18 protein-coding genes and 1 pseudogene are annotated in these 17,630 nt (G+C 61.0%); 8 read left to right on the top strand and 11 right to left on the bottom strand.

Annotated features, from left to right (window positions below):
- Nucleotides 1–20: 20 nt before the first annotated feature.
- From JQ611_RS04020 to JQ611_RS41555, 10 genes are all read right to left on the bottom strand, one after another.
- Nucleotides 21–1,442 (bottom strand): DUF1254 domain-containing protein, encoded by a 1,422-nt coding sequence (locus JQ611_RS04020; RefSeq protein ID WP_212464586.1) that lies wholly within the window; start codon nt 1,440–1,442, stop codon nt 21–23.
- Between the two features lie 73 nt (nt 1,443–1,515).
- The gene (locus JQ611_RS04025; protein ID WP_212464587.1) at nt 1,516–1,764 is read right to left on the bottom strand and encodes a hypothetical protein; all 249 of its coding nucleotides are present in this window, start codon (nt 1,762–1,764) and stop codon (nt 1,516–1,518) included.
- A 51-nt stretch (nt 1,765–1,815) separates the two neighbouring features.
- Nucleotides 1,816–1,962, bottom strand: a complete 147-nt coding sequence (locus JQ611_RS04030; RefSeq protein WP_212464588.1) for a hypothetical protein — start codon at nt 1,960–1,962, stop codon at nt 1,816–1,818.
- A 40-nt stretch (nt 1,963–2,002) separates the two neighbouring features.
- The gene (locus JQ611_RS04035) at nt 2,003–2,962 is read right to left on the bottom strand and encodes an HAD family phosphatase (RefSeq protein ID WP_212464589.1); all 960 of its coding nucleotides are present in this window, start codon (nt 2,960–2,962) and stop codon (nt 2,003–2,005) included.
- Nucleotides 2,963–2,972: 10 nt separating this feature from the next.
- A complete protein-coding gene (locus JQ611_RS04040) occupies nt 2,973–3,341 on the bottom strand; it encodes a DUF1622 domain-containing protein (RefSeq protein ID WP_212268889.1) in 369 nt (122 codons plus the stop codon).
- Nucleotides 3,342–3,447: 106 nt separating this feature from the next.
- Nucleotides 3,448–4,989, bottom strand: a complete 1,542-nt coding sequence (locus JQ611_RS04045; protein ID WP_212268890.1) for an arylsulfatase — start codon at nt 4,987–4,989, stop codon at nt 3,448–3,450.
- A gap of 147 nt (nt 4,990–5,136) precedes the next feature.
- Nucleotides 5,137–5,598: a YidH family protein gene (locus JQ611_RS04050; protein WP_249132885.1), complete on the bottom strand. Its 462-nt coding sequence runs from the start codon at nt 5,596–5,598 to the stop codon at nt 5,137–5,139.
- 14 nt (nt 5,599–5,612) lie between these two features.
- Entirely contained in the window at nt 5,613–6,122 is a 510-nt protein-coding gene (locus JQ611_RS04055; RefSeq protein ID WP_212386074.1) for a hypothetical protein, read from the bottom strand.
- Complete coding sequence (locus JQ611_RS04060) at nt 6,119–7,036, bottom strand: formylglycine-generating enzyme family protein (protein ID WP_212386202.1); 918 nt, start codon at nt 7,034–7,036, stop codon at nt 6,119–6,121. The genes JQ611_RS04055 and JQ611_RS04060 overlap by 4 nt, the downstream gene beginning before the upstream one ends.
- A gap of 90 nt (nt 7,037–7,126) precedes the next feature.
- Nucleotides 7,127–7,618 (bottom strand): hypothetical protein, encoded by a 492-nt coding sequence (locus JQ611_RS41555; protein ID WP_249132886.1) that lies wholly within the window; start codon nt 7,616–7,618, stop codon nt 7,127–7,129.
- Nucleotides 7,619–8,074: 456 nt separating this feature from the next.
- On the opposite strand from JQ611_RS41555, the gene JQ611_RS04070 reads away from it, so the two are divergent.
- Together JQ611_RS04070 and JQ611_RS04075 are read left to right on the top strand one after the other, a co-directional pair.
- The gene (locus JQ611_RS04070) at nt 8,075–9,079 is read left to right on the top strand and encodes a transporter (RefSeq protein WP_212386075.1); all 1,005 of its coding nucleotides are present in this window, start codon (nt 8,075–8,077) and stop codon (nt 9,077–9,079) included.
- 17 nt (nt 9,080–9,096) lie between these two features.
- A complete protein-coding gene (locus JQ611_RS04075; protein ID WP_212464590.1) occupies nt 9,097–10,116 on the top strand; it encodes a helix-turn-helix domain-containing protein in 1,020 nt (339 codons plus the stop codon).
- Here JQ611_RS04075 and JQ611_RS04080 read toward each other — a convergent pair.
- Nucleotides 10,113–11,993 (bottom strand): annotated as a pseudogene (locus tag JQ611_RS04080) (putative bifunctional diguanylate cyclase/phosphodiesterase); the annotation flags it as partial. The gene JQ611_RS04075 and the pseudogene JQ611_RS04080 overlap by 4 nt on opposite strands.
- Nucleotides 11,994–12,454: 461 nt before the next feature.
- Here JQ611_RS04080 and JQ611_RS04085 point away from each other — a divergent pair.
- The 6 genes from JQ611_RS04085 (at nt 12,455) to JQ611_RS04110 (ending at nt 17,548) form a co-directional block, all read left to right on the top strand.
- Nucleotides 12,455–14,200 (top strand): ATP-binding protein, encoded by a 1,746-nt coding sequence (locus JQ611_RS04085; RefSeq protein WP_212386076.1) that lies wholly within the window; start codon nt 12,455–12,457, stop codon nt 14,198–14,200.
- 124 nt (nt 14,201–14,324) lie between these two features.
- Nucleotides 14,325–14,903, top strand: a complete 579-nt coding sequence (locus JQ611_RS04090; RefSeq protein ID WP_212464591.1) for a peroxidase-related enzyme — start codon at nt 14,325–14,327, stop codon at nt 14,901–14,903.
- A gap of 130 nt (nt 14,904–15,033) precedes the next feature.
- Entirely contained in the window at nt 15,034–15,396 is a 363-nt protein-coding gene (locus JQ611_RS04095; RefSeq protein ID WP_212268917.1) for a hypothetical protein, read from the top strand.
- Between the two features lie 180 nt (nt 15,397–15,576).
- Nucleotides 15,577–15,870, top strand: a complete 294-nt coding sequence (locus JQ611_RS04100; RefSeq protein WP_192740419.1) for an acyl carrier protein — start codon at nt 15,577–15,579, stop codon at nt 15,868–15,870.
- Between the two features lie 9 nt (nt 15,871–15,879).
- Nucleotides 15,880–16,353, top strand: coding sequence for a 3-hydroxyacyl-ACP dehydratase FabZ family protein (locus JQ611_RS04105; RefSeq protein ID WP_212464592.1), 474 nt, complete (start codon nt 15,880–15,882; stop codon nt 16,351–16,353).
- Nucleotides 16,346–17,548 carry a beta-ketoacyl-ACP synthase gene (locus JQ611_RS04110; protein ID WP_212464593.1) on the top strand — a complete coding sequence of 401 codons (1,203 nt, stop codon included), beginning with the start codon at nt 16,346–16,348 and terminating at the stop codon, nt 17,546–17,548. The genes JQ611_RS04105 and JQ611_RS04110 overlap by 8 nt, the downstream gene beginning before the upstream one ends.
- Nucleotides 17,549–17,630: the final 82 nt, after the last annotated feature.

Raw genomic sequence — 17,630 nt, forward strand, 5'->3', positions numbered from 1 at the left:
TGCTGCAATAGCTTCTGCCCTCATTTGCTGCCCCCTATCGTCGATGCAGTGATCGCTTCCACGTCCGGTAGCTTCCACACCTTGTCGAAGAACTCCTTCTTCGGACCGTAGAGGCGGAACATCAGCTCGAACTTGCGGGCGGGATCGGTCGGTATCCAGTTCGTCTCCTGTCCGGCGGGTGCCTTGGCGCCAAGGAAGATGTCGACGGAGCCGTCGGAATTCTTCTTTATGTCGGTCGCGTTCGACGCGCGGCTGGCGCGGTCGACGTTCTTGATCAGCGCATGCGTGTCCCGGTCATAGGCGGTCAACGACCAATATTGCTCGATCGGCACGCCCGCGGGAACACGGAGACGATACGTCTTTGAGCCGTCGTAATCGGCGCCGTCCTTGTCCTTGATGTTGATGAGGTAGAATTGGCCGGCACCCAGCCGCTTGATGCCGATATAGGCATAGTGATAGGTGATCCCGCGCCAATCCACGGGATAGTCGTTCGCTCCCTCAAACTCCTCGCTTGCTCCCTTGAGCAATTCAGGATGCGTGGGAAACGTCCAATGCGTGCCTTCGAAGAACTGAGGCGGGGCGGCGTCGTATTTGGCGGCCATCCACGCATGGGCGTCGGCGATACCCTCCTTCATGGCCTGCTTCGTCGTGGCGTCCGGAGCAAACGGCTTGCCCTTCTCGATGCCGATCGTACGCAATTGGTCGATCATCGCGCGGTCACGACCCAGCCATGGCTCGCTCTGCACCATGCGGTCGAGGTTTACGAAAAAGCTCTCGTCGTAGCGAATGGTTGTGTCGAACAGGACGTCTTTGACGTCGGTAAAGACGGTCGGAGGCGCGTTGGATGCCTGCGACAATGGATAAACCTTGAGCCGCTTGGCATAGGCCACGGAGTTCGCGACGTCCGTCTCGCTGTGGCTCTTCAGGTTGGAGCGGATCAGGGCGTAACTGCCCCAGGTATTCGGCTGCAGCGCTTCATAGCCCGCCGGCACCTGCCCGTTGTAACCGGGCGGCAGGATCAGCAGCTTGACGCCAGCCCCCTTGTCCACGCCAAGCAGGCCAGCATCCTCCAGCGGCATCTGCCAGACATTGACAATGTTGGCGTTGAGCGATCCGGTCGCGTCCGCAGGCGGGATCTCGATCACGATCGGCCCGACATCTTTGGTGTTGAGGAACGTCATGAAATAGAGCGTGTCGGGATTGGGCGTCAGCGTCTGGTTCTTCCAGTCGAGCGGCTTGCCCCAATAGATCACCTGGTTCACCTTGCCCGGAGTCTTGGTCAGCATTTCCTGCAGCATCAGGTCGTAATTGACGACGGGCATGCCCCAGATCGCCGCTTCGACGGCGCGGCTGCGGACCAACCGTTCCTGCGGTGTCGATTGCGCGGCCGCATTTCCCGCAAGGCAGGAAAGCGCAAGTGCGACAAACAGTTTCTTGCTCATCGTTGTTCTCCTCAAGCTCTGGTCGCGGTTTGTGTCGCAAGCGAAAGTGCCTGACGAACGTCTCCGAACGCGATCATGAGGCCTGCAAATAGATCGCGATGAAAAGCGCCTGACCGAGCAGCCACGCATTCTTTCCGGTTGCTATTGGCGAGTAGTAGTAGCTCGGCCATATCGCATCGAAGACGAAGTAACCGGGATAACCGACGGCGAAGACACCCAACAGCCCGACGATGCAAAGCCACAGCGCCGCCGAGCCTTCGGCCGCTGGTCGTGTTGGCGATACTCGTGCGGCCAGCATCAGCGTGAGACCAATTGCCACCATGCCGAGCCCGCCAGCTTGCACGGCCGCGACCGACAGCGTCCACGGGCAGGCCTACCACAGCGTGATATTCTGCATGAACAGCGCACCGTTCGGCCAGCGAGAGCCCGCGCAGTAGTGCGCGATGATCCCGAAGGTAAGGAACACACCGAAGATGAAGAGGCCGAGACCCCATCTTGCGAATCGTGCACCGATAATCAATGCGCCATCTCCCTTACGGTTCGAACGCGAAAACCTTCTTCTAGTCCTGCTTCATGTCGACGACGGTCCAGCCTTTTGCCTTCGCCTCGTCCAGCGCCTTGTCGAGTTTTCCGATTTTCGACTGCCGGTCGTAGGCGTATTCGCGCTCCGCATCGGTGTGATGGACGATGCCGGCGAAGCGCGCGCCCTCGCCTGCGGTGGTCCATTGCAGCATTTGCAGGTCACCGTCGGAATTTCCGAATGCGAAGATCGATCGCCGCCCGATGGAGCGGTTCCCGCCGGGACCGTCATCGATGAATTCGACCTTGGGGAGCTTCGTCAGCTCCGGCTTGCCATTGGCGCCCGTCTGGAGTTTCGCCACGCCCGACGAGCCGACCACCTGCTCCGGCGGAATGCCGTGGACCTTATCCGTCCACGGCCGCATGAATTCGATGCCGCCGCCGGATACAATGAAGGTCTTGAAACCGTTGGCGCGCAGGTAAGCCAGCAGCTCCAGCACGGGCTGGTAGACAAGGTCGGTATAGGGCCGGTTGAAGCCCGGGTGGCGCGCGGTCGCGGTCCAGTCGAGCACGACCTTCCTGAATTCATCTATGGTCATGCCGCTATGGGTTGCCGTCATAATCTGCAGCAGCCCCTTCTCGCCGGTCGCCGCGAACGCCTTCATGTCGTTGTCGAGTAGCGCCTTGAACGGCTGCGTCGTCTTCCATTCCGGATGCTGCGACGCCATCGCCTTGATGCGGTCGAAGGCGAACGCGAGCTGGAAATCGACCGGCTGTTCGCACCACAGCGTGCCGTCATTGTCGAAGGTGGCGATGCGCTGCTCGACGGGGACGAAGTCGGCACCGCCTTGTGTCGTTACGCGGGCGACGAAGTCGGCGATGGATTTCTTGACGGCACCGTCGTTCCAGGACGGCAATGGGTCCTGCGATGGCTGCGCCGCGGCCGCGCCAATGGCGGAAAGGACGAAAAGCAGCGCCAACAGGCTGCGTCGGTTCAACATTGCTGACCCCTCATACCGGCCTCGGTGGCGTTTCCGCGACTTCGCGCTGCCGCTGGCGCACTTCTTCCAAGTCGCGATCAAGGAAGTAATTGAGGAAGGTGCGGATTAGTGCGATCGCAGCAATGCGCCCCACCGCTTCCCAGCTCGTCGTGATCGATGTCTCGATGATGTCGGCGGCAAGCTGGAACGTAAGCCCGGCAACCAGCCATCGCGCATAGCGCAGCCAGATGTCCCGACGTTCGTGCCCGGACGGCGAACCCAGCATCGCCCGCAGGCCGCCGAAGAATGCCTCGACCGTACCGACCACGATGATGACGAGCGCCAACGCATCGATGAAGACGACGGCGTTCTCGGTGGCGAAGACCAGCCATTGCTTCACGGGCGACCCCGGTTCAGATCCTCAGTAGCGAAGGGCCGCGCGAGTGCCGCCCTTCCGTATTCGCTCGGTCGTCAACGCCACCCGCTCCCGGTGTTCCAGAAACCCATCAGCTTCCTGCGGCCGTCGCATGCAGCTTGTCGATCGCCTGATCGGCGGTGAAGGTGTTCGGCTTCTGAATCTTCGGAAAGTCGACGAACGTCTCGTTGAACTTCATCATCACTGCGATCGCACCATAGATGATGAAAGCGTGACGTAGGAACCAGTCGTAGTATGAGTTGGACGTGACATCCGCGAACTCGAAAGGATCGGTCCGGAGATTGAACAGCTTGGCCACGCGTAACGGCGTGAACGGTTCCGCCCACACTCCCATGGTGCCCTTGAGGCGCTGCTCCATGAAGACGATCTTCCAGTTGTCGTAGCGAATCCCCAACGTGTCGCCGTCGTCGGAGATGTACATGAACATCTGGCGTGGCGACTTTTCCGTCTTGCCGGTCAGGTAGCTTAGGAGGCTGAAGCCGTCGATGTGATTCTTGTAGGTACGGCCGAGCGCCTTCACGCCCTTCTTCAGGTCTTCGACCACGGTCTTGTTGCCGGCCAGTTCAAGGAAGGTCGGCAACCAGTCGTGATGCTGGACAATCTCGTTCGAGACGGAGCCTGGCTTGATCTTGCCCGGGTAACGCACGACCAGCGGAATGCGAAACGCGCCTTCCCAGTTGGTGTTCTTTTCGCTGCGGAACGGCGTCATCCCGCCGTCAGGCCATGAATTGCGGTGGGGGCCGTTGTCGGTCGAATAGATCACCAACGTGTCCTCGGCGATGCCCAATTCGTCGAGGTAGTCCAACAGCGAGCCGACGTTCTTGTCGTGATCGATCATGGTGTCATGATACGGCGACTGCCAGCGCCCTGCCTGTCCGAGGCTTTCCTTCTTGGTGTGCGTGAACATATGCATGTGGGTGAAGTTGACCCAGACGAAGAATGGCTTGTCGCCGTCCACGGCCTTCTTGATGAAACCCTTTGCCCTTTCGGCAAAGTCGTCATCGCACGTCAACATGCGCTCGGTGCTGAGCGGTCCGGTATCTTCTATCTTCTGTTTGCCGACCTTGCCCCAGCGCGGCTGGACCGTCGGATCGTCTTTATCGGTCGCGAAGCTGTGGATGACGCCGCGCGGCCTGACGGTTTCGATAAAGTCGCCGAATTCTTCCTTGGGGAAGTAGTCATACATCTCCGGCTCTTCCTCGGCGTTGAGATGGTAGAGGTTGCCGTAGAACTCGTCGAAACCGTGGTTGGTGGGCAGCATGTGATTGAGATCGCCGAGGTGATTCTTGCCGAACTGGCCGGTCGTGTAGCCCTCGTTTTTCAAGAGCGCCGGAATCGTCACGATCTTTTCGTTCATGCCGACCGGCGCGCCCGGAATGCCCACCTTGGACAGACCGGTGCGCATTACGCTCTGGCCCGTAATGAATGACGATCGGCCCGCGGTGCAGGACTGCTCGCCGTAGGAATCCGTAAAAATCATTCCTTCCTTCGCCAGTCTATCGATGTTGGGCGTTTTGTATCCCATCAGACCCATTGAGTAACAACTCAGATTGGAGATGCCGATATCGTCGCCCCATATCACGAGGATATTGGGCTTCTTTACTTTGGCCATTTTCGCGCTCCCATTTTTTGATGCTTTTGGTTCTGCAGTTTTCTGGGTTGTTCTTTGCTTCACTGACGCGACCTTCTCCGAAGCCGTGTTTCCGCCAGCCTTCTTCGTTGGACCTTTCTTTGCCGACTTCTTTGCCATTTGATCTCCTCACCCGAACGGACCGACCTGAAACAGCATGCTGACGATGGCGGCGATGCCGATGAACAGCAGAATCGCTGCGGTGATCAGCGTCAGCGAAACCGGAAAGCCGCTCTGGGCGTGAATCAGTTCGGATTCCGCCATGGATTTGCGCTCTTCGCGCAGGTGAGCCATGAACTGAAGGTGATAGCCGATGCCGCCAAGCAGCATCAGGACTCCCAGTGCCACCAGCGTCAAGCCGAAATTGCGCGCGGGCGCGCCATGCGTGACTATGTTCTGGTCGCGCAGCTTCTCGAACACTTGATAGATCGTAAAGCCGAACGAGATCAGCGAAAGCGAGGTCCGGATCACCGACATCAGGGTACGGTCGGCGCTCATGCGGGTGCGCTGGAAGGACATGCCGGTGCGGCGCGACGACAACTCGACCGAGATCTGGTCGGCAGCAGATTTTGAGGTTACGCCTTCAGCCATTGAACGCCTCTTAACTACATCAACGCGCCGGTACCCTTTCGCGCGAACCACCAGATGGCGGCGCGCTCGACGATCCATCGAAAGATAAAGTAGGGAATGACGGCGAGCAGGATCGCCATCATCAACGCTTCCGCGGGATAGAAGCGGTCGAGCACCTTGAATTGATAGATCACGTCCATGCTGAGCCCGAGCAGCACGACCCGCGCTGTGGAAATGGCACCCTCGCGCAGCCGCCCGGCTGACGCGTTGTTGTCCCACCACGCCGACCAGAAGAATGATTTGTGGCCGAGCCGCGCATCCCTGATGCCGTCCGGCAACGCCGCCAGCGCGGCCATCACCGGCTGCAGATAGAAGCGGAACGTCATCGGTCCGTGGATGCGTTCGAAGATGTCCGCCCAGAACCGGCGATGGATTTCGATCGACCATCCGTACCAGGCGATCCCGAGGCCAAGCAGCACGACCGACACGGCGACCGCGAGCCAGGTCAGGGCACGCGCAAACGCCGATGTCGGAGCTGATGTCATTTGACGTCCCTCACCACACACCGGAACCCAAGATGGCTGGTCGAGGTGTCGATCGCCTCGGCATGCCGCGCCGCCGGGCGATAGCGGCGGCAATAATTCGGTGCGCACAGATGCGAACCACCCTTGATGACCTTGCGTGGCATTCTGACGTTCGGCTGACGCGGGTCGTAGCTGCCCTCCTCGCGCCCGCCGCGCGGATTTTCGGGAATGCAGCACGCCTTTGGCGCGTCGGCCTCATGTTTCGGCGAATACCAGTCCGAGGTCCATTCCCAGACATTGCCGATCATGTCGTGCAGGCCATAACCGTTCGGCGGAAACGCCGTCACCGGCGAAGTGCGGTCGTAGCCATCCTCATGGCGATTGTGCAGCGGGAATTCACCCTGCCAGGTATTGGCCATATGCACGCCATCGGGCACAAATTCGTTACCCCATGCGAACTCAACGCCGTCGAGACCACCACGTGCGGCGAATTCCCACTCGGCTTCAGTCGGCAGGTCCTTGCCCACCCATCGCGCATAGAGCAGCGCGTCCGAATAGGCGACATGTACGACGGGATGATCGTTCAGGACATTGATGTTGCTCTTGGGCCCGTAGGGATGCCGCCAGTCAGCCTCCTTCATAAACGACCACCACTGGCTCCAGTCGCGCAGATCGTAGGTCGAGTGCGGCCGCTCGAACACCAGCGAGCCCGCGTAGAGCATGTGCGGCAAAGCACCGGGATAATGCTTTGGGTCAGGCGGGATTTCGGCAAAGGTCTTGTGACCGGTTGCGATCACAAACCGCTTGAACTGACGGTTGGTCACCGGCGTGCGGTCGATCCAGAAGCCCTCCAGCGTCACGCGATGTACCGGCGCTTCCTCGGGATAATGATTGTCGGAGCCCATTCGGAATGTGCCGCCGGGAATGCGGATCATGTCGGCGGTCCGGCCATCTTCCGACGGCTTGTCGCCCTGCCGGACGTCGGTTTGCAGCAGCGTCATGGCACTGACTCCTGACGTGCGCGGTTACGGGCAAACGTCCCAGAAGCCCTGCGTCTTGCTCGGATCGGAGTAGTACCAGCAGTAACCCGGCGCCGGCGGTGAGCCGGCATAGGCTGCTGCGGAGGCAGCGGCGACGAATCCGATCGCCGCACCGGCCGCGATCGCGCCGCCCGGACGCCAATAGTAATTGGCCGGACGGACCCAGCGGCCGGTGCGCGCGACACCCGGCCCCACCACCGCACCCCCACGCACCACGGTCCGACTGGCAGCGTTGCCTCGCGGACCGACGACGGTGGTCCGGCGTACAGAGCCTCCGGCTCGCGCGTGGACTTCAGTCACCAGACTGTCTTGCGTGCGTTCTTGCTTGAGTTGCTGCTGCAGCGAACCGGAGGGCACGATGACCGTCGCCGTTACCGGCGAAGGCGTCAGAACAACGAAGGCGGAGAAGGCCAGCGCGTAGAGCATTTCGTTGCGAGCGTTGGCCAGATCGACAAAGCGGGTTCTCGTTGAACGCATAGGCGGACCCTTTTCTTATTGCGGCCGCTCGCGTTTGGGTTGCGCGCGGCAGACGTAGATCAGTCAGCCCCTCTTCCCTTTTTCCGCCCAATTTTTGGCGCGGCTCATTGGCGCACAGCCTCAGCCTCTTCAAAGGCTTACGAGACACGAAGCATTGGCGCACTTGCAGGCTAAACGAATCTCGAAGCTCTGTGATGTGCAGTTTGTGCCAATCTGCATCGGCTCGATTTCAGCCTTAATGGACAACTTCGCAAATCGATCAACGCATTGACCGAACTGCATCTCGTACTGTCCAAAACTTTAGACAAATATTCTCGCCGGCTCTCGAGTCTGCGCTGAGCGTCTGTGCATCAGAGCAAACCTGATCACAGCGGATCACTGAAATTCATTGTGATCGCGCGGGAGTTGTGGCTAGATCGAGTCGGGGATGGGGCATCGCTTCCTTGGGAGTTGTCGATGCGCTATGGTTTGTGTTCGTTACTTCTCGCTGCGGCAACGCTCCACGCGTTCGAGAAGCGCGCGGAAGCCGCCGAGGCCGCGACCGGCATCTACCTTCTTGGTTCGCGCTCCGTTGGAGCCGGCATCACGCCGCCGCCGGGCCTCTACTTCAACGACGATACTTACTTCTACAGCGGCAAGATCGGCGGCGGGCGTACGCTGCCGCTGGGCGGCCTGCTGGTCGCAAATGTCTCCGCACAGAGCTGGATCAATCTGCCGACCACGATGTGGGTCACGCCGGCGAAGATTCTCGGCGGTGACCTCGCCGTCTCCCTCACCACGCCGTTCGGCGAACCGCGCGTCAACGCCAATCTCCTGGTGAACTCGCCGCGGTTCGGGCCGATCGGCGTCAACGCCACTGATGCACAGCTCAACGTGAGCGATTTCTTCGTGAACTCGTTCATCGGATGGCACGCCGGCAATTTCCACTGGCAGCTCGGTGTCGGAGGCGTCATTCCATCCGGCACCTATGTGCCTGGCCAGTTGTCCAACGTATCCCTGAACCGGCCTGCCATCGACGTGTTCGGTGCGATCACGTGGCTTGATCCCGCGATCGGCTGGGATCTCTCCGCAGCCGCAGGGTTCACGTTCAACAAGACGAACACCGCCACCGACTACAAGACCGGCGACGAATTCCACCTCGAATGGGCCGCGACCAAATATCTGACCAAGGAATTCACGATCGGCTTGGTCGGCTACTTCTATCAGCAACTGACGCCGGACAGCGGCACCGGCGCGCTCCTCGGTGCGTTCGAAGGGCGCGTGGTCGCGCTCGGCGGATCGATCGGCTATATGTTCGAGATAGGAAAGCTGCCGGTATCGACACGCATCAAGGTCTATCGCGAGTTTGACGTGCGGAACCGCATGGAAGGCACCGCGGGTTTCTTCACCGTGGCCGTCCCGCTCGCGATCGACAGCAGCAGCCAAGCTGCGCCCCTGAAGCCAATCAAGGCAAAGTTTTAGCAGCGGGATGCCGAACCATGAGCGGGCAGCTTGCGGTCAACACCTCCAGTCTGGACAGCTTCGAAGGCCTTCACAACGCGATCAGAGGATCGCATGTCGAGGTGACGCAACTCGGCCGCGGAAAGTTTCGAGGCTCATTGAGCCATGTCGGGATCGGAGATTTTTCGCTCAGCATCGGCTCGTTTTCCGTCGGCGTTCGCACCCAGCGCGTCTCGACCGATGACAAGCTCGTTGTCGGGATGCTGCTGAATTCGGAAGACCGGGTCACCCACTGGTCCTTCGATATGCGTCCGGCGGATGTCCTGATCATGCCGCCCAGCACCGAGCATGACGGAATTTTTCATGGCGCCTCATCCTATGCCGCGATCCGTCTCGATCTTGCCGAGGTCATGTCGCTGTTCAAGGGTGAACCAAGATTGAGCGACCCCGCCGCATGGCTCAACAAAAACGTCTATCAGGCGGACCCTTCGATCGGGATTGCGGCGACGCACCGATTGCCACTGATCATTTCCCGGTTGGCACGGCAACAGAGCGCCTTGTCCGATGCCGTCGCCGATTTCTGGAAGCGCTCGATCATCGATGCCGTCACCGGAACCATCGCGCAATCATTACCGCCTGACACCAGAGGGCTTCTGCCCTCGGCGATGCAGCTGGTCGGGAAAGTCGACGACTATCTCGAAGCCGCCGGCCTTCGCCCCGTGCACGTTTCCGAAATCTGCGCCCACCTCAACGTGTCACGACGGACTCTGCATCGCGCATTCTACGACGTTTTCGGTTTGGGACCGATATCGTTCCTGCGTCACAAGCGGCTTTGCGCCATTCATTCCGTTCTGAGGGAAAGCAATCCTGCGACGGTCACCGTCGCGCAGGTGGCGATCCGGCACGGCTTCATCGAGCTTGGACGCTTCTCTCACTACTATCACTCGCTGTTCGGGGAGTATCCTTCGGAAACGCTTGGCGGCCGCGGGTTCCGCGCGCGCAAGGAGATCGATCAAGATTTTTTCGAAGCGGTTCCGATGAGGACTAACACCAATTAACCGGCCGCTTCCGCGAAACCCGCCGGCGTCAAATTCCCGGATACCAGCTTGCCGCGGTGCGAGAGCAACAGCCGCCGAATGTCCGCGGCTGGTATCGCGGGGCTGAACAGAAATCCCTGTATCTCGGTGCAGCCGAGAATGTACAGCAGGTTTCGCTGCTGCTCGGTCTCGACGCCTTCCGCTGTCGTCGTCATGTCGCTCGCGGCCGCAATGTTCACTACCGCCTGGACGATCGACGACGACGCGCCTGCGCCGGCCAGATCCCTGATGAAAGAGCGGTCGATCTTGATCTTGTCGAATGGAAACCGCTGCAGATAGCTCAGCGAGGAATACCCGGTGCCGAAATCGTCCAGCGCGATGCGTACCCCGAGCTTGCGCAACTGATGCAGCATCTGAAGCGCGCCGTCGTCGTCGCGGATCAGCACCGCCTCGGTGATCTCGAGCTCGAGCCTGGATGCGGCGAGGCCCGAGGCAGCAAGGGCCGCCGCCACGTTGAGCGCCAGCGTCTGGCTCCGGAACTGAACCGGTGAAACGTTGACCGCGACGCGGACCTCCGCCGGCCAGCTGGCAGCCTCGGCGCACGCCGTATTGAGCACCCAGTGCCCGAGTTCGTTGATCAGGCCGGTCTCTTCCGCGACCGGAATGAACTCCGCGGGCGAAATCATGCCGCGTTCGGGGTGGCGCCATCGCAGCAGCGCCTCGCAGGAGGAAACCTTGCCGTCCTCGAGATTGAGCACAGGCTGATAATAGGCCTCGAGGCCGCCATCTGATATCGCCTGACGCAATTCGAGTTCCAGGACTCGTCGCGCCTTGGCGCGGGCGTCCATGCCGGCCTCGAAGAAGCGGTAGGTCCGCCGTCCTTCGCCTTTGGCGCCGTACAGCGCGAGGTCCGCGTTCCGGAGCAACTGGTCGAGATCGAGCCCATCGCCGGAGGCGAGCGCGATGCCGATGCTGGCATCTGTTGTGATCAGGTGGCCCGCGCACTCGAACGGCGCCCTGATCGCCGCGTAAATTCCTTCAACAAGTTGAGTGGTTTCCGTCTGTTTCTTGATACCGGTTTGAATCACGGCAAACTCGTCACCGCCCAGCCGCGCCGCCACATCTGTATCCTTCAGACACAAGCGCAGCCTTTCGCCTACGCCTTTGAGCAACTCATCGCCGATCGCATGGCCAAGGGCATCGTTGACGCTCTTGAATTCGTCGATGTCGATATAGAATACCGCCAGCTGTTCGCCCGGTCGGACCGTCTTCAGCGCCTGTTCCAGTCGCTCGCGAAACAGGAGCCGGTTGGGCAGGTCGGTCAGCCCGTCATAATGCGCCAGGTGGGCGATTTTCTCGTCAGCGCGGGTGCGCTCGGTGATGTCCTCGATCGTGGCCACCCAGCCACCCGCATTCAGCGGCCGGTTGACGATCTCGATCGCCCTGCCGCCGGGCGCTTCCGTGAGTTGCCTCGTGGCTTTGCCGAGCGACACGGTGCGGATGATGGCATTGCAGAACGCGTCGACATCGCCGTCAAAGGAGCCGGTTTCTTTGCGGTGTTCGATCAAGCGATGCATCGTGCAGCCGGGCTTCGCTACATCCGGCGACAGGCCAAACATATCGATATAGGGCTGATTACAAATGACGATGCGCGCCGATGCATCATAGAGAACAAGACCTTGCGGGATATTGTTTACGGCAATTGTGAGCTGGCGCCGTTCGGCCGCGAGCCGCTGGTCGGACAATCGATGACGCCTCAGCAGCAGAGCGACGACGAGTGCGAGGATCACGACGAGGGCAAGCAGTACGCGTTCGCGAAGCTCCCACGCCGATGTCGCCACGCCGGCCGAAATCGCCACCGCGATCAGGACAGCACAAAGCGCCAGGCGCCTCACCGTCCCGGTCTTCTCTACAGGATTCGCAGAATCGCCCGGCATGTAATGGCCGCTATCGAAAGTCACCTGGTCCGTCCCAGCGTGACATCGTTACGCACGACAAATGGAAGGCGGGTTACAACTTGCGGTTAGCAATCGGTTACCGCGATACACGGACTGACACTTGATCTCGAGTCCGGTACCGGACGTTGCCAGCCCCCGATCAAATCCGGCCTCTCCCCCGATGTGGTAAATGAATGATTAATCCAGAGCCGATCGCACGCGCGCGCGCAAATGCAGAAAAGCGCTGATTTTCCTGCACAACTGGCGTGTCGTGGCCGTGGCAGGCGCCTGCTGCAAAACGAAGCCTGAGCGGGATGCAACAGATTTAGCCAATCTGGAACGGCGGCGGTTTAACCGTTTTGCTAGTCCCGGCCGCCCATAATGCGGCCAGACCAATCTCATGACATGCCAGGTTCAACATCGTGACATCCTTCGGACGTGTGATTTCGGTGCGCGGCTCCCTCGCCCGGGTCGGACTTCTCGCGGTAAGCCAGATGGCTACCTCGGAAGTACGCGCCACTGTCGGCCGCTTCATCAGCATCCGCTGCGCAACCTCCACCATCGTCGCCATGATCACCGACGTAACCTGCGAGGACCTGCCGAGCTCCGATAATTACATTGCCAGCGCGGGCGTCGACCTGCTCGGCGAAATCCTCGGCGGCGATCGCCCGAAATTCCAGCGCGGCGTCACCAACTATCCGACCATCGGCGATGCCGTCGAGCTGATCACCAATCAGGAATTGCGCACGGTCTATGCGCCGACCGGTTCGGACCAGATCAATGTCGGCACGCTGCAACAGGACCGTTCGGTCATCGCCTATGTCGACGTCGAGGAAATGCTCTCCAAGCATTTCGCGGTGCTCGGCTCCACCGGCGTCGGTAAGTCGACCGGCGTCTCGCTGCTGCTCAACGAAATCCTCAAATCGCGGCCGAACCTGCGGATATTCCTGCTCGACGTCCACAACGAATACGGCCGCTGCTTCGGTGACCGGGCGCTGGTGCTCAACCCGCGGAACCTGAAACTGCCGTTCTGGCTGTTCAATTTCGAAGAGATCGTCGACGTCCTGTTCGCCGGCCGCCCCGGCGTGCCCGAAGAGCTCGATATTCTTGCCGAAGTCATTCCGATGGCGAAGGGCATCTACACCCAATACCAGAACGCCGACCGCGTCGGCTTGAAACGGATCGATCCCAAGGCGATCGGCTACACCGTCGATACGCCGGTGCCCTATCGCCTGGTCGACCTGATTTCGCTGATCGACGAGCGGATGGGCAAGCTGGAAAATCGCTCGTCGCGCATCATCTATCACAAGCTGATTTCGCGCGTCGAAACCGTGCGCAACGACCCGCGCTACGCGTTCATGTTCGACAACGCCAATGTCGGCGGCGACACCATGGCGGAAGTCATCAGCCATCTGTTCCGCCTGCCCGCCAATGGCCGGCCGATGACCATCATGCAGCTCGCCGGCTTCCCCGCCGAAGTCGTCGATTCCGTGGTGTCGGTGCTGTGCCGCATGGCGTTCGATTTCGGCCTCTGGAGCGACGGCGTCTCGCCGCTGCTGTTCGTCTGCGAAGAGGCGCATCGTTACGCCGCCGCCGACCGCAATATCGGCTTCGGCCCGACCCGCAAGGCGGTCTCGCGTATCGCCAAGGAGGGCCGCAAATACGGCGTCTATCTCGGCCTGGTCACGCAGCGTCCGGCCGAACTCGACGCCACCATCATCTCCCAGTGCAACACACTGTTTGCGATGCGCCTTGCCAACGACCGCGATCAGGCCTTGCTGCGCTCGGCCGTCTCGGACGCCGCCGCCAATTTGTTGTCGTTCGTGCCCTCGCTCGGCACCCGCGAAGTGCTGGCGTTCGGCGAAGGCGTGGCACTGCCGACGCGGCTGCGCTTCAAGGAAGTGCCTATCCATCAATTGCCGCGCAGCGAGGCCACCATCGCGACCGCGCCGTCGGTCGCCGCCGGTCACGACATGCATTTCGTCAGCGCCGTGCTGGACCGCTGGCGCGGCGCCACCTCGCATCGCGACGTTCCCAACGATCCCATGATCAACGAACGGCCCGCCGCACGAACGCTGGAACCGCGTTCTGTCGAAGCGCCGATGCTGCAGCCGTCGCTGGGCCTGGATCCCGACCGCTTCTCGCTGTTGAAGAAGCCGCTGCGCTGACAGCTTCGGCGGGTCTCGCGTTCCCGCCCATTTTCCCGGCGCGAACCGGTATCCACATCATTCAAAAACGCGATATGGTTCCGGCACGAGCGCCGCATCGCGCGGCCAAAGCCGGAACCATTCCATGACGCAGCCTGTTGCAAAGCGATTTCCGACGCCCTCCCTCGACAAGCTGCCGGAGGATATCCGCACCCGTATCCTGGCGGTGCAGGAGAAATCGGGCTTCGTTCCCAACGTCTTTCTGACGTTGGCCTACCGTCCCGACGAATTCCGCGCGTTCTTTGCCTATCACGATGCGCTGATGGAAAAGGACAGCGGCCTGACCAAGGCCGAGCGCGAAATGATCGTGGTGGCGACGTCCAGCGCCAACCAGTGCCATTACTGCGTGATCGCTCACGGCGCGATCCTGCGCATCCGGGCAAAGAACCCGCAGATCGCCGACCAGATCGCCGTCAACTACCGCAAGGCCGACATCACGCCGCGCCAGCACGCCATGCTCGACTTCGCCATGAAGGTGAGCCAGGAGGCGAACACGGTTTCCGAACAGGATTTTGCCGAAGTCGCCGGCCACGGATTCTCCGACGACGACATCTGGGACATGACGGCGATTTCCGCGTTCTTTGCGCTGTCGAACCGGCTGGCCAACGTCACCGCGATGCGGCCGAACGACGAGTTCTACATGATGGGGCGGCTGCCGAAATAGGCCCCTGTCGTGAAACGCAGGTTCCATGAGACTCTGCGGGGATCGGCCTGCGTGGATGCGCACCAACATTTTATGTTGGAAGCACGGCCGGCATGCTAAACAGCACCACAACCTTTGCGGACCGACTGCAGTGAAGCCCCAGCTGCCCATACAAAGGGATGACGAGCACGTCGTGGTCAAATTCCGGCCGCGCACCTCGGCCCATCCCCCCAGCCGGCGGGAAGAGCCTGCCGCGGCCAATGCCCAGCCGCCCGCCCCGACCAATGGCCAACCGGCGGCAAACGATCTGTCCCGCTACGAACGGTCCCGTGACGAGCCGGACGACTTCCGTCATCGCATGCTGGCCAACATTGCGGCCCTGGCCTTCACGATGGCGCTGACGGTAATCGGGATATGGCTTGCGATCAGCATTGCCGATCTGCGCAAGACCCAGGATTGCGTGCTGATGGGACGCCGGGACTGCGCCCGGATTTCCGCGATGCCGCACACCTAGAATGCTGGCCTAAACGGCCATTTTCGCCGATAAATCGGTCCCCACAGGGGTTGCCAACCTCCATTGAACTCAGGGCTGCGCTCCGATATACGGGCTCTCGACTCCGGCCGGGGGAAAAACGCCGCGCCCGCCTCCTCCAAGCCGTCCCGGATTTATCTCCAATATATCAAAGGCTTAATGATGTCCTCTACATTCGATCAGATCGCCAACATTATCGCCGAGACTTGCGACATTCCGCGCGACACGATCAAGCCGGAGAGTCACGCCATCGACGATCTGGGCATCGACAGCCTGGACTTTCTCGACATCGCCTTTGCCATCGACAAGGCGTTCGGGATCAAGATGCCGCTCGAAAAATGGACCCAGGAGGTCAACGACGGCAAGGCCACGACCGAACAGTACTTCGTGCTGAAGAACCTCGCCGATCGTATCGACGAACTGGTCGCAGCCAAGAACGCGGGCACGGGCGCGTAATCGCCCACCATGGATCTTGATTATTTCCAGCTGATCGATCGGATCGTCGACCTCAATCTCGGCGAACGGACGATTGTGGTCGAAGCCCAGGTTCCGGAAAAGCACACCATTTTCGAGGGCCATTTCCCCGGCTTCCCAATCATGCCCGGTGTCCTGCTGACCGAAGCGATGGCGCAGAGTTCGGGCTGGCTTTTGCTCGGCGTGTTGAAGTTCGAGCGCATGCCGTTCCTGGCCATCGTCAAGGAAGCCAAGATGCGGGGGTTCGTCAGTCCCGGTCAGTTACTGACGATCGAAGCCAAGGTCGAGCACGAAGGTTCCGGCTTTGCGGTCACCAAGGCGAAGGGCCGCATCGGCAAGGAACTGAAGTGCAGCGCTGAAATAACCTTCGGCCTTGCCCCATTCCCCGACCCGACTTTTCGCGTGTTCATGGACGCGAAGGCTAAGGAGATCGGGTTCCCCATGCAGGTGCTGAAGCATGACTGAACCCACGGCACCGGGTGCCAAGGAAGTCTGGATCACCGGCATCGGCATCGTGTCCTCGCTCGGTGAGGGACTGGACGCGCATTGGGATGCGCTCAACCAGAAGCGCATCAATGTCGACGACAAGCGCTTCGCGCCTTACATCGTCCATCCCCTCGCCCCGGTCAGCTTCGACGCCCAGATCCCGAAAAAGGGCGACCAGCGCCAGATGGAAGCCTGGCAGCGCATCGGCACCTATGCCGCCGGGCTGGCGCTGGATTCCGCCGGCGTCAAAGGCAACCAGGAAATCCTGGGACGGATGGACATGATCGTGGCCGCCGGCGGCGGCGAGCGCGACATTGCCGTCGACCTCGCGATCATGAACGCCGACGCCAAGGGTAATTCGAGTCCGGCCTTCCTCAACGAACGGCTGATGAATGATTTGCGGCCGACGCTGTTTCTGGCCCAGCTCTCCAACCTGCTCGCCGGCAACATCGCCATCGTCCATGGCGTGTCCGGAACCTCGCGCACCTTCATGGGCGAGGAAGCAGCCTCCATCGATGCGGCGCGGATCGCGCTGGCGCGGATCGAATCCGGGCAGAGCGAGATCGCACTGGTCGGCGCCGCGCATAATGGCGAGCGCCCCGATCTGCTCATCCTCTATGAATTCGGCGATTTCAATCTGACCGAGAAATACGCCCCGGTGTGGCAGCGCGACGATAAAGGCGGTTTCGCGCTTGGTTCCGCCGGCTGCTTCCTGGTGATGGAATCCCGCGAGCACGCCGAAGCCCGCGGCGCCAAGCCCTACGCCCGGCTAACCAAGGTGGTCGCCGACCTCGCCCAGCGCAAGCAACCCGGCGCGGTGACGAAATCGCTGGAAGCGTTGTGGCCGAAGCTCGGCATCACCGGCGATACCGGCAACCTGATTACCGGCGCGACCGGCGTCGGACCGGTGACGTCGGAAGAAAAGGAATTCCTGCGCCAGCATCCCGGCTTTGCCGTGCGCGCGACCGGGACGATGTTCGGCCACACGCTGGAAACCCAGTTTCCGCTGGGACTGGCGCTGGCGGCACTGTCGCTGTCGCGCGGCGCGCTGTTTCCGCCCAACGATCCGACCGGGCTCGAGGTTGAAAAGCCTGGTGTGCCGGACCAGATTGTGGTGCTCGGGGCCGGTCACTGGCAGGGCGAAGGCATGGCGCTGGTCGAGGCCATCAAGTAGCGCGTGATCCGGAACAAGACAGCTGTTCAGGCGGGATCACGCCGAGACCATGAAATGAGCGCGCGAGCGCTTTCAGTTGCGG

It is taken from the genome of Bradyrhizobium sp. AUGA SZCCT0182 (assembly GCF_018130185.1).
Classification (GTDB): domain Bacteria; phylum Pseudomonadota; class Alphaproteobacteria; order Rhizobiales; family Xanthobacteraceae; genus Bradyrhizobium.

Bases quoted from the DNA above. Each gene is read 5' to 3' on its own strand.
- JQ611_RS04020 (WP_212464586.1), bottom strand. From the start codon at position 1,442: ATGAGCAAGAAACTGTTTGTCGCACTTGCGCTTTCCTGCCTTGCGGGA.
- JQ611_RS04025 (WP_212464587.1), bottom strand. From the start codon at position 1,764: ATGGTGGCAATTGGTCTCACGCTGATGCTGGCCGCACGAGTATCGCCA.
- JQ611_RS04035 (WP_212464589.1), bottom strand. From the start codon at position 2,962: ATGTTGAACCGACGCAGCCTGTTGGCGCTGCTTTTCGTCCTTTCCGCC.
- JQ611_RS04045 (WP_212268890.1), bottom strand. From the start codon at position 4,989: ATGGCCAAAGTAAAGAAGCCCAATATCCTCGTGATATGGGGCGACGAT.
- JQ611_RS04050 (WP_249132885.1), bottom strand. From the start codon at position 5,598: ATGGCTGAAGGCGTAACCTCAAAATCTGCTGCCGACCAGATCTCGGTC.
- JQ611_RS04055 (WP_212386074.1), bottom strand. From the start codon at position 6,122: ATGACATCAGCTCCGACATCGGCGTTTGCGCGTGCCCTGACCTGGCTC.
- JQ611_RS04060 (WP_212386202.1), bottom strand. From the start codon at position 7,036: ATGATCCGCATTCCCGGCGGCACATTCCGAATGGGCTCCGACAATCAT.
- JQ611_RS41555 (WP_249132886.1), bottom strand. From the start codon at position 7,618: ATGCGTTCAACGAGAACCCGCTTTGTCGATCTGGCCAACGCTCGCAAC.
- JQ611_RS04070 (WP_212386075.1), top strand. From the start codon at position 8,075: ATGCGCTATGGTTTGTGTTCGTTACTTCTCGCTGCGGCAACGCTCCAC.
- JQ611_RS04075 (WP_212464590.1), top strand. From the start codon at position 9,097: ATGAGCGGGCAGCTTGCGGTCAACACCTCCAGTCTGGACAGCTTCGAA.
- JQ611_RS04090 (WP_212464591.1), top strand. From the start codon at position 14,325: ATGACGCAGCCTGTTGCAAAGCGATTTCCGACGCCCTCCCTCGACAAG.
- JQ611_RS04100 (WP_192740419.1), top strand. From the start codon at position 15,577: ATGTCCTCTACATTCGATCAGATCGCCAACATTATCGCCGAGACTTGC.
- JQ611_RS04105 (WP_212464592.1), top strand. From the start codon at position 15,880: ATGGATCTTGATTATTTCCAGCTGATCGATCGGATCGTCGACCTCAAT.
- JQ611_RS04110 (WP_212464593.1), top strand. From the start codon at position 16,346: ATGACTGAACCCACGGCACCGGGTGCCAAGGAAGTCTGGATCACCGGC.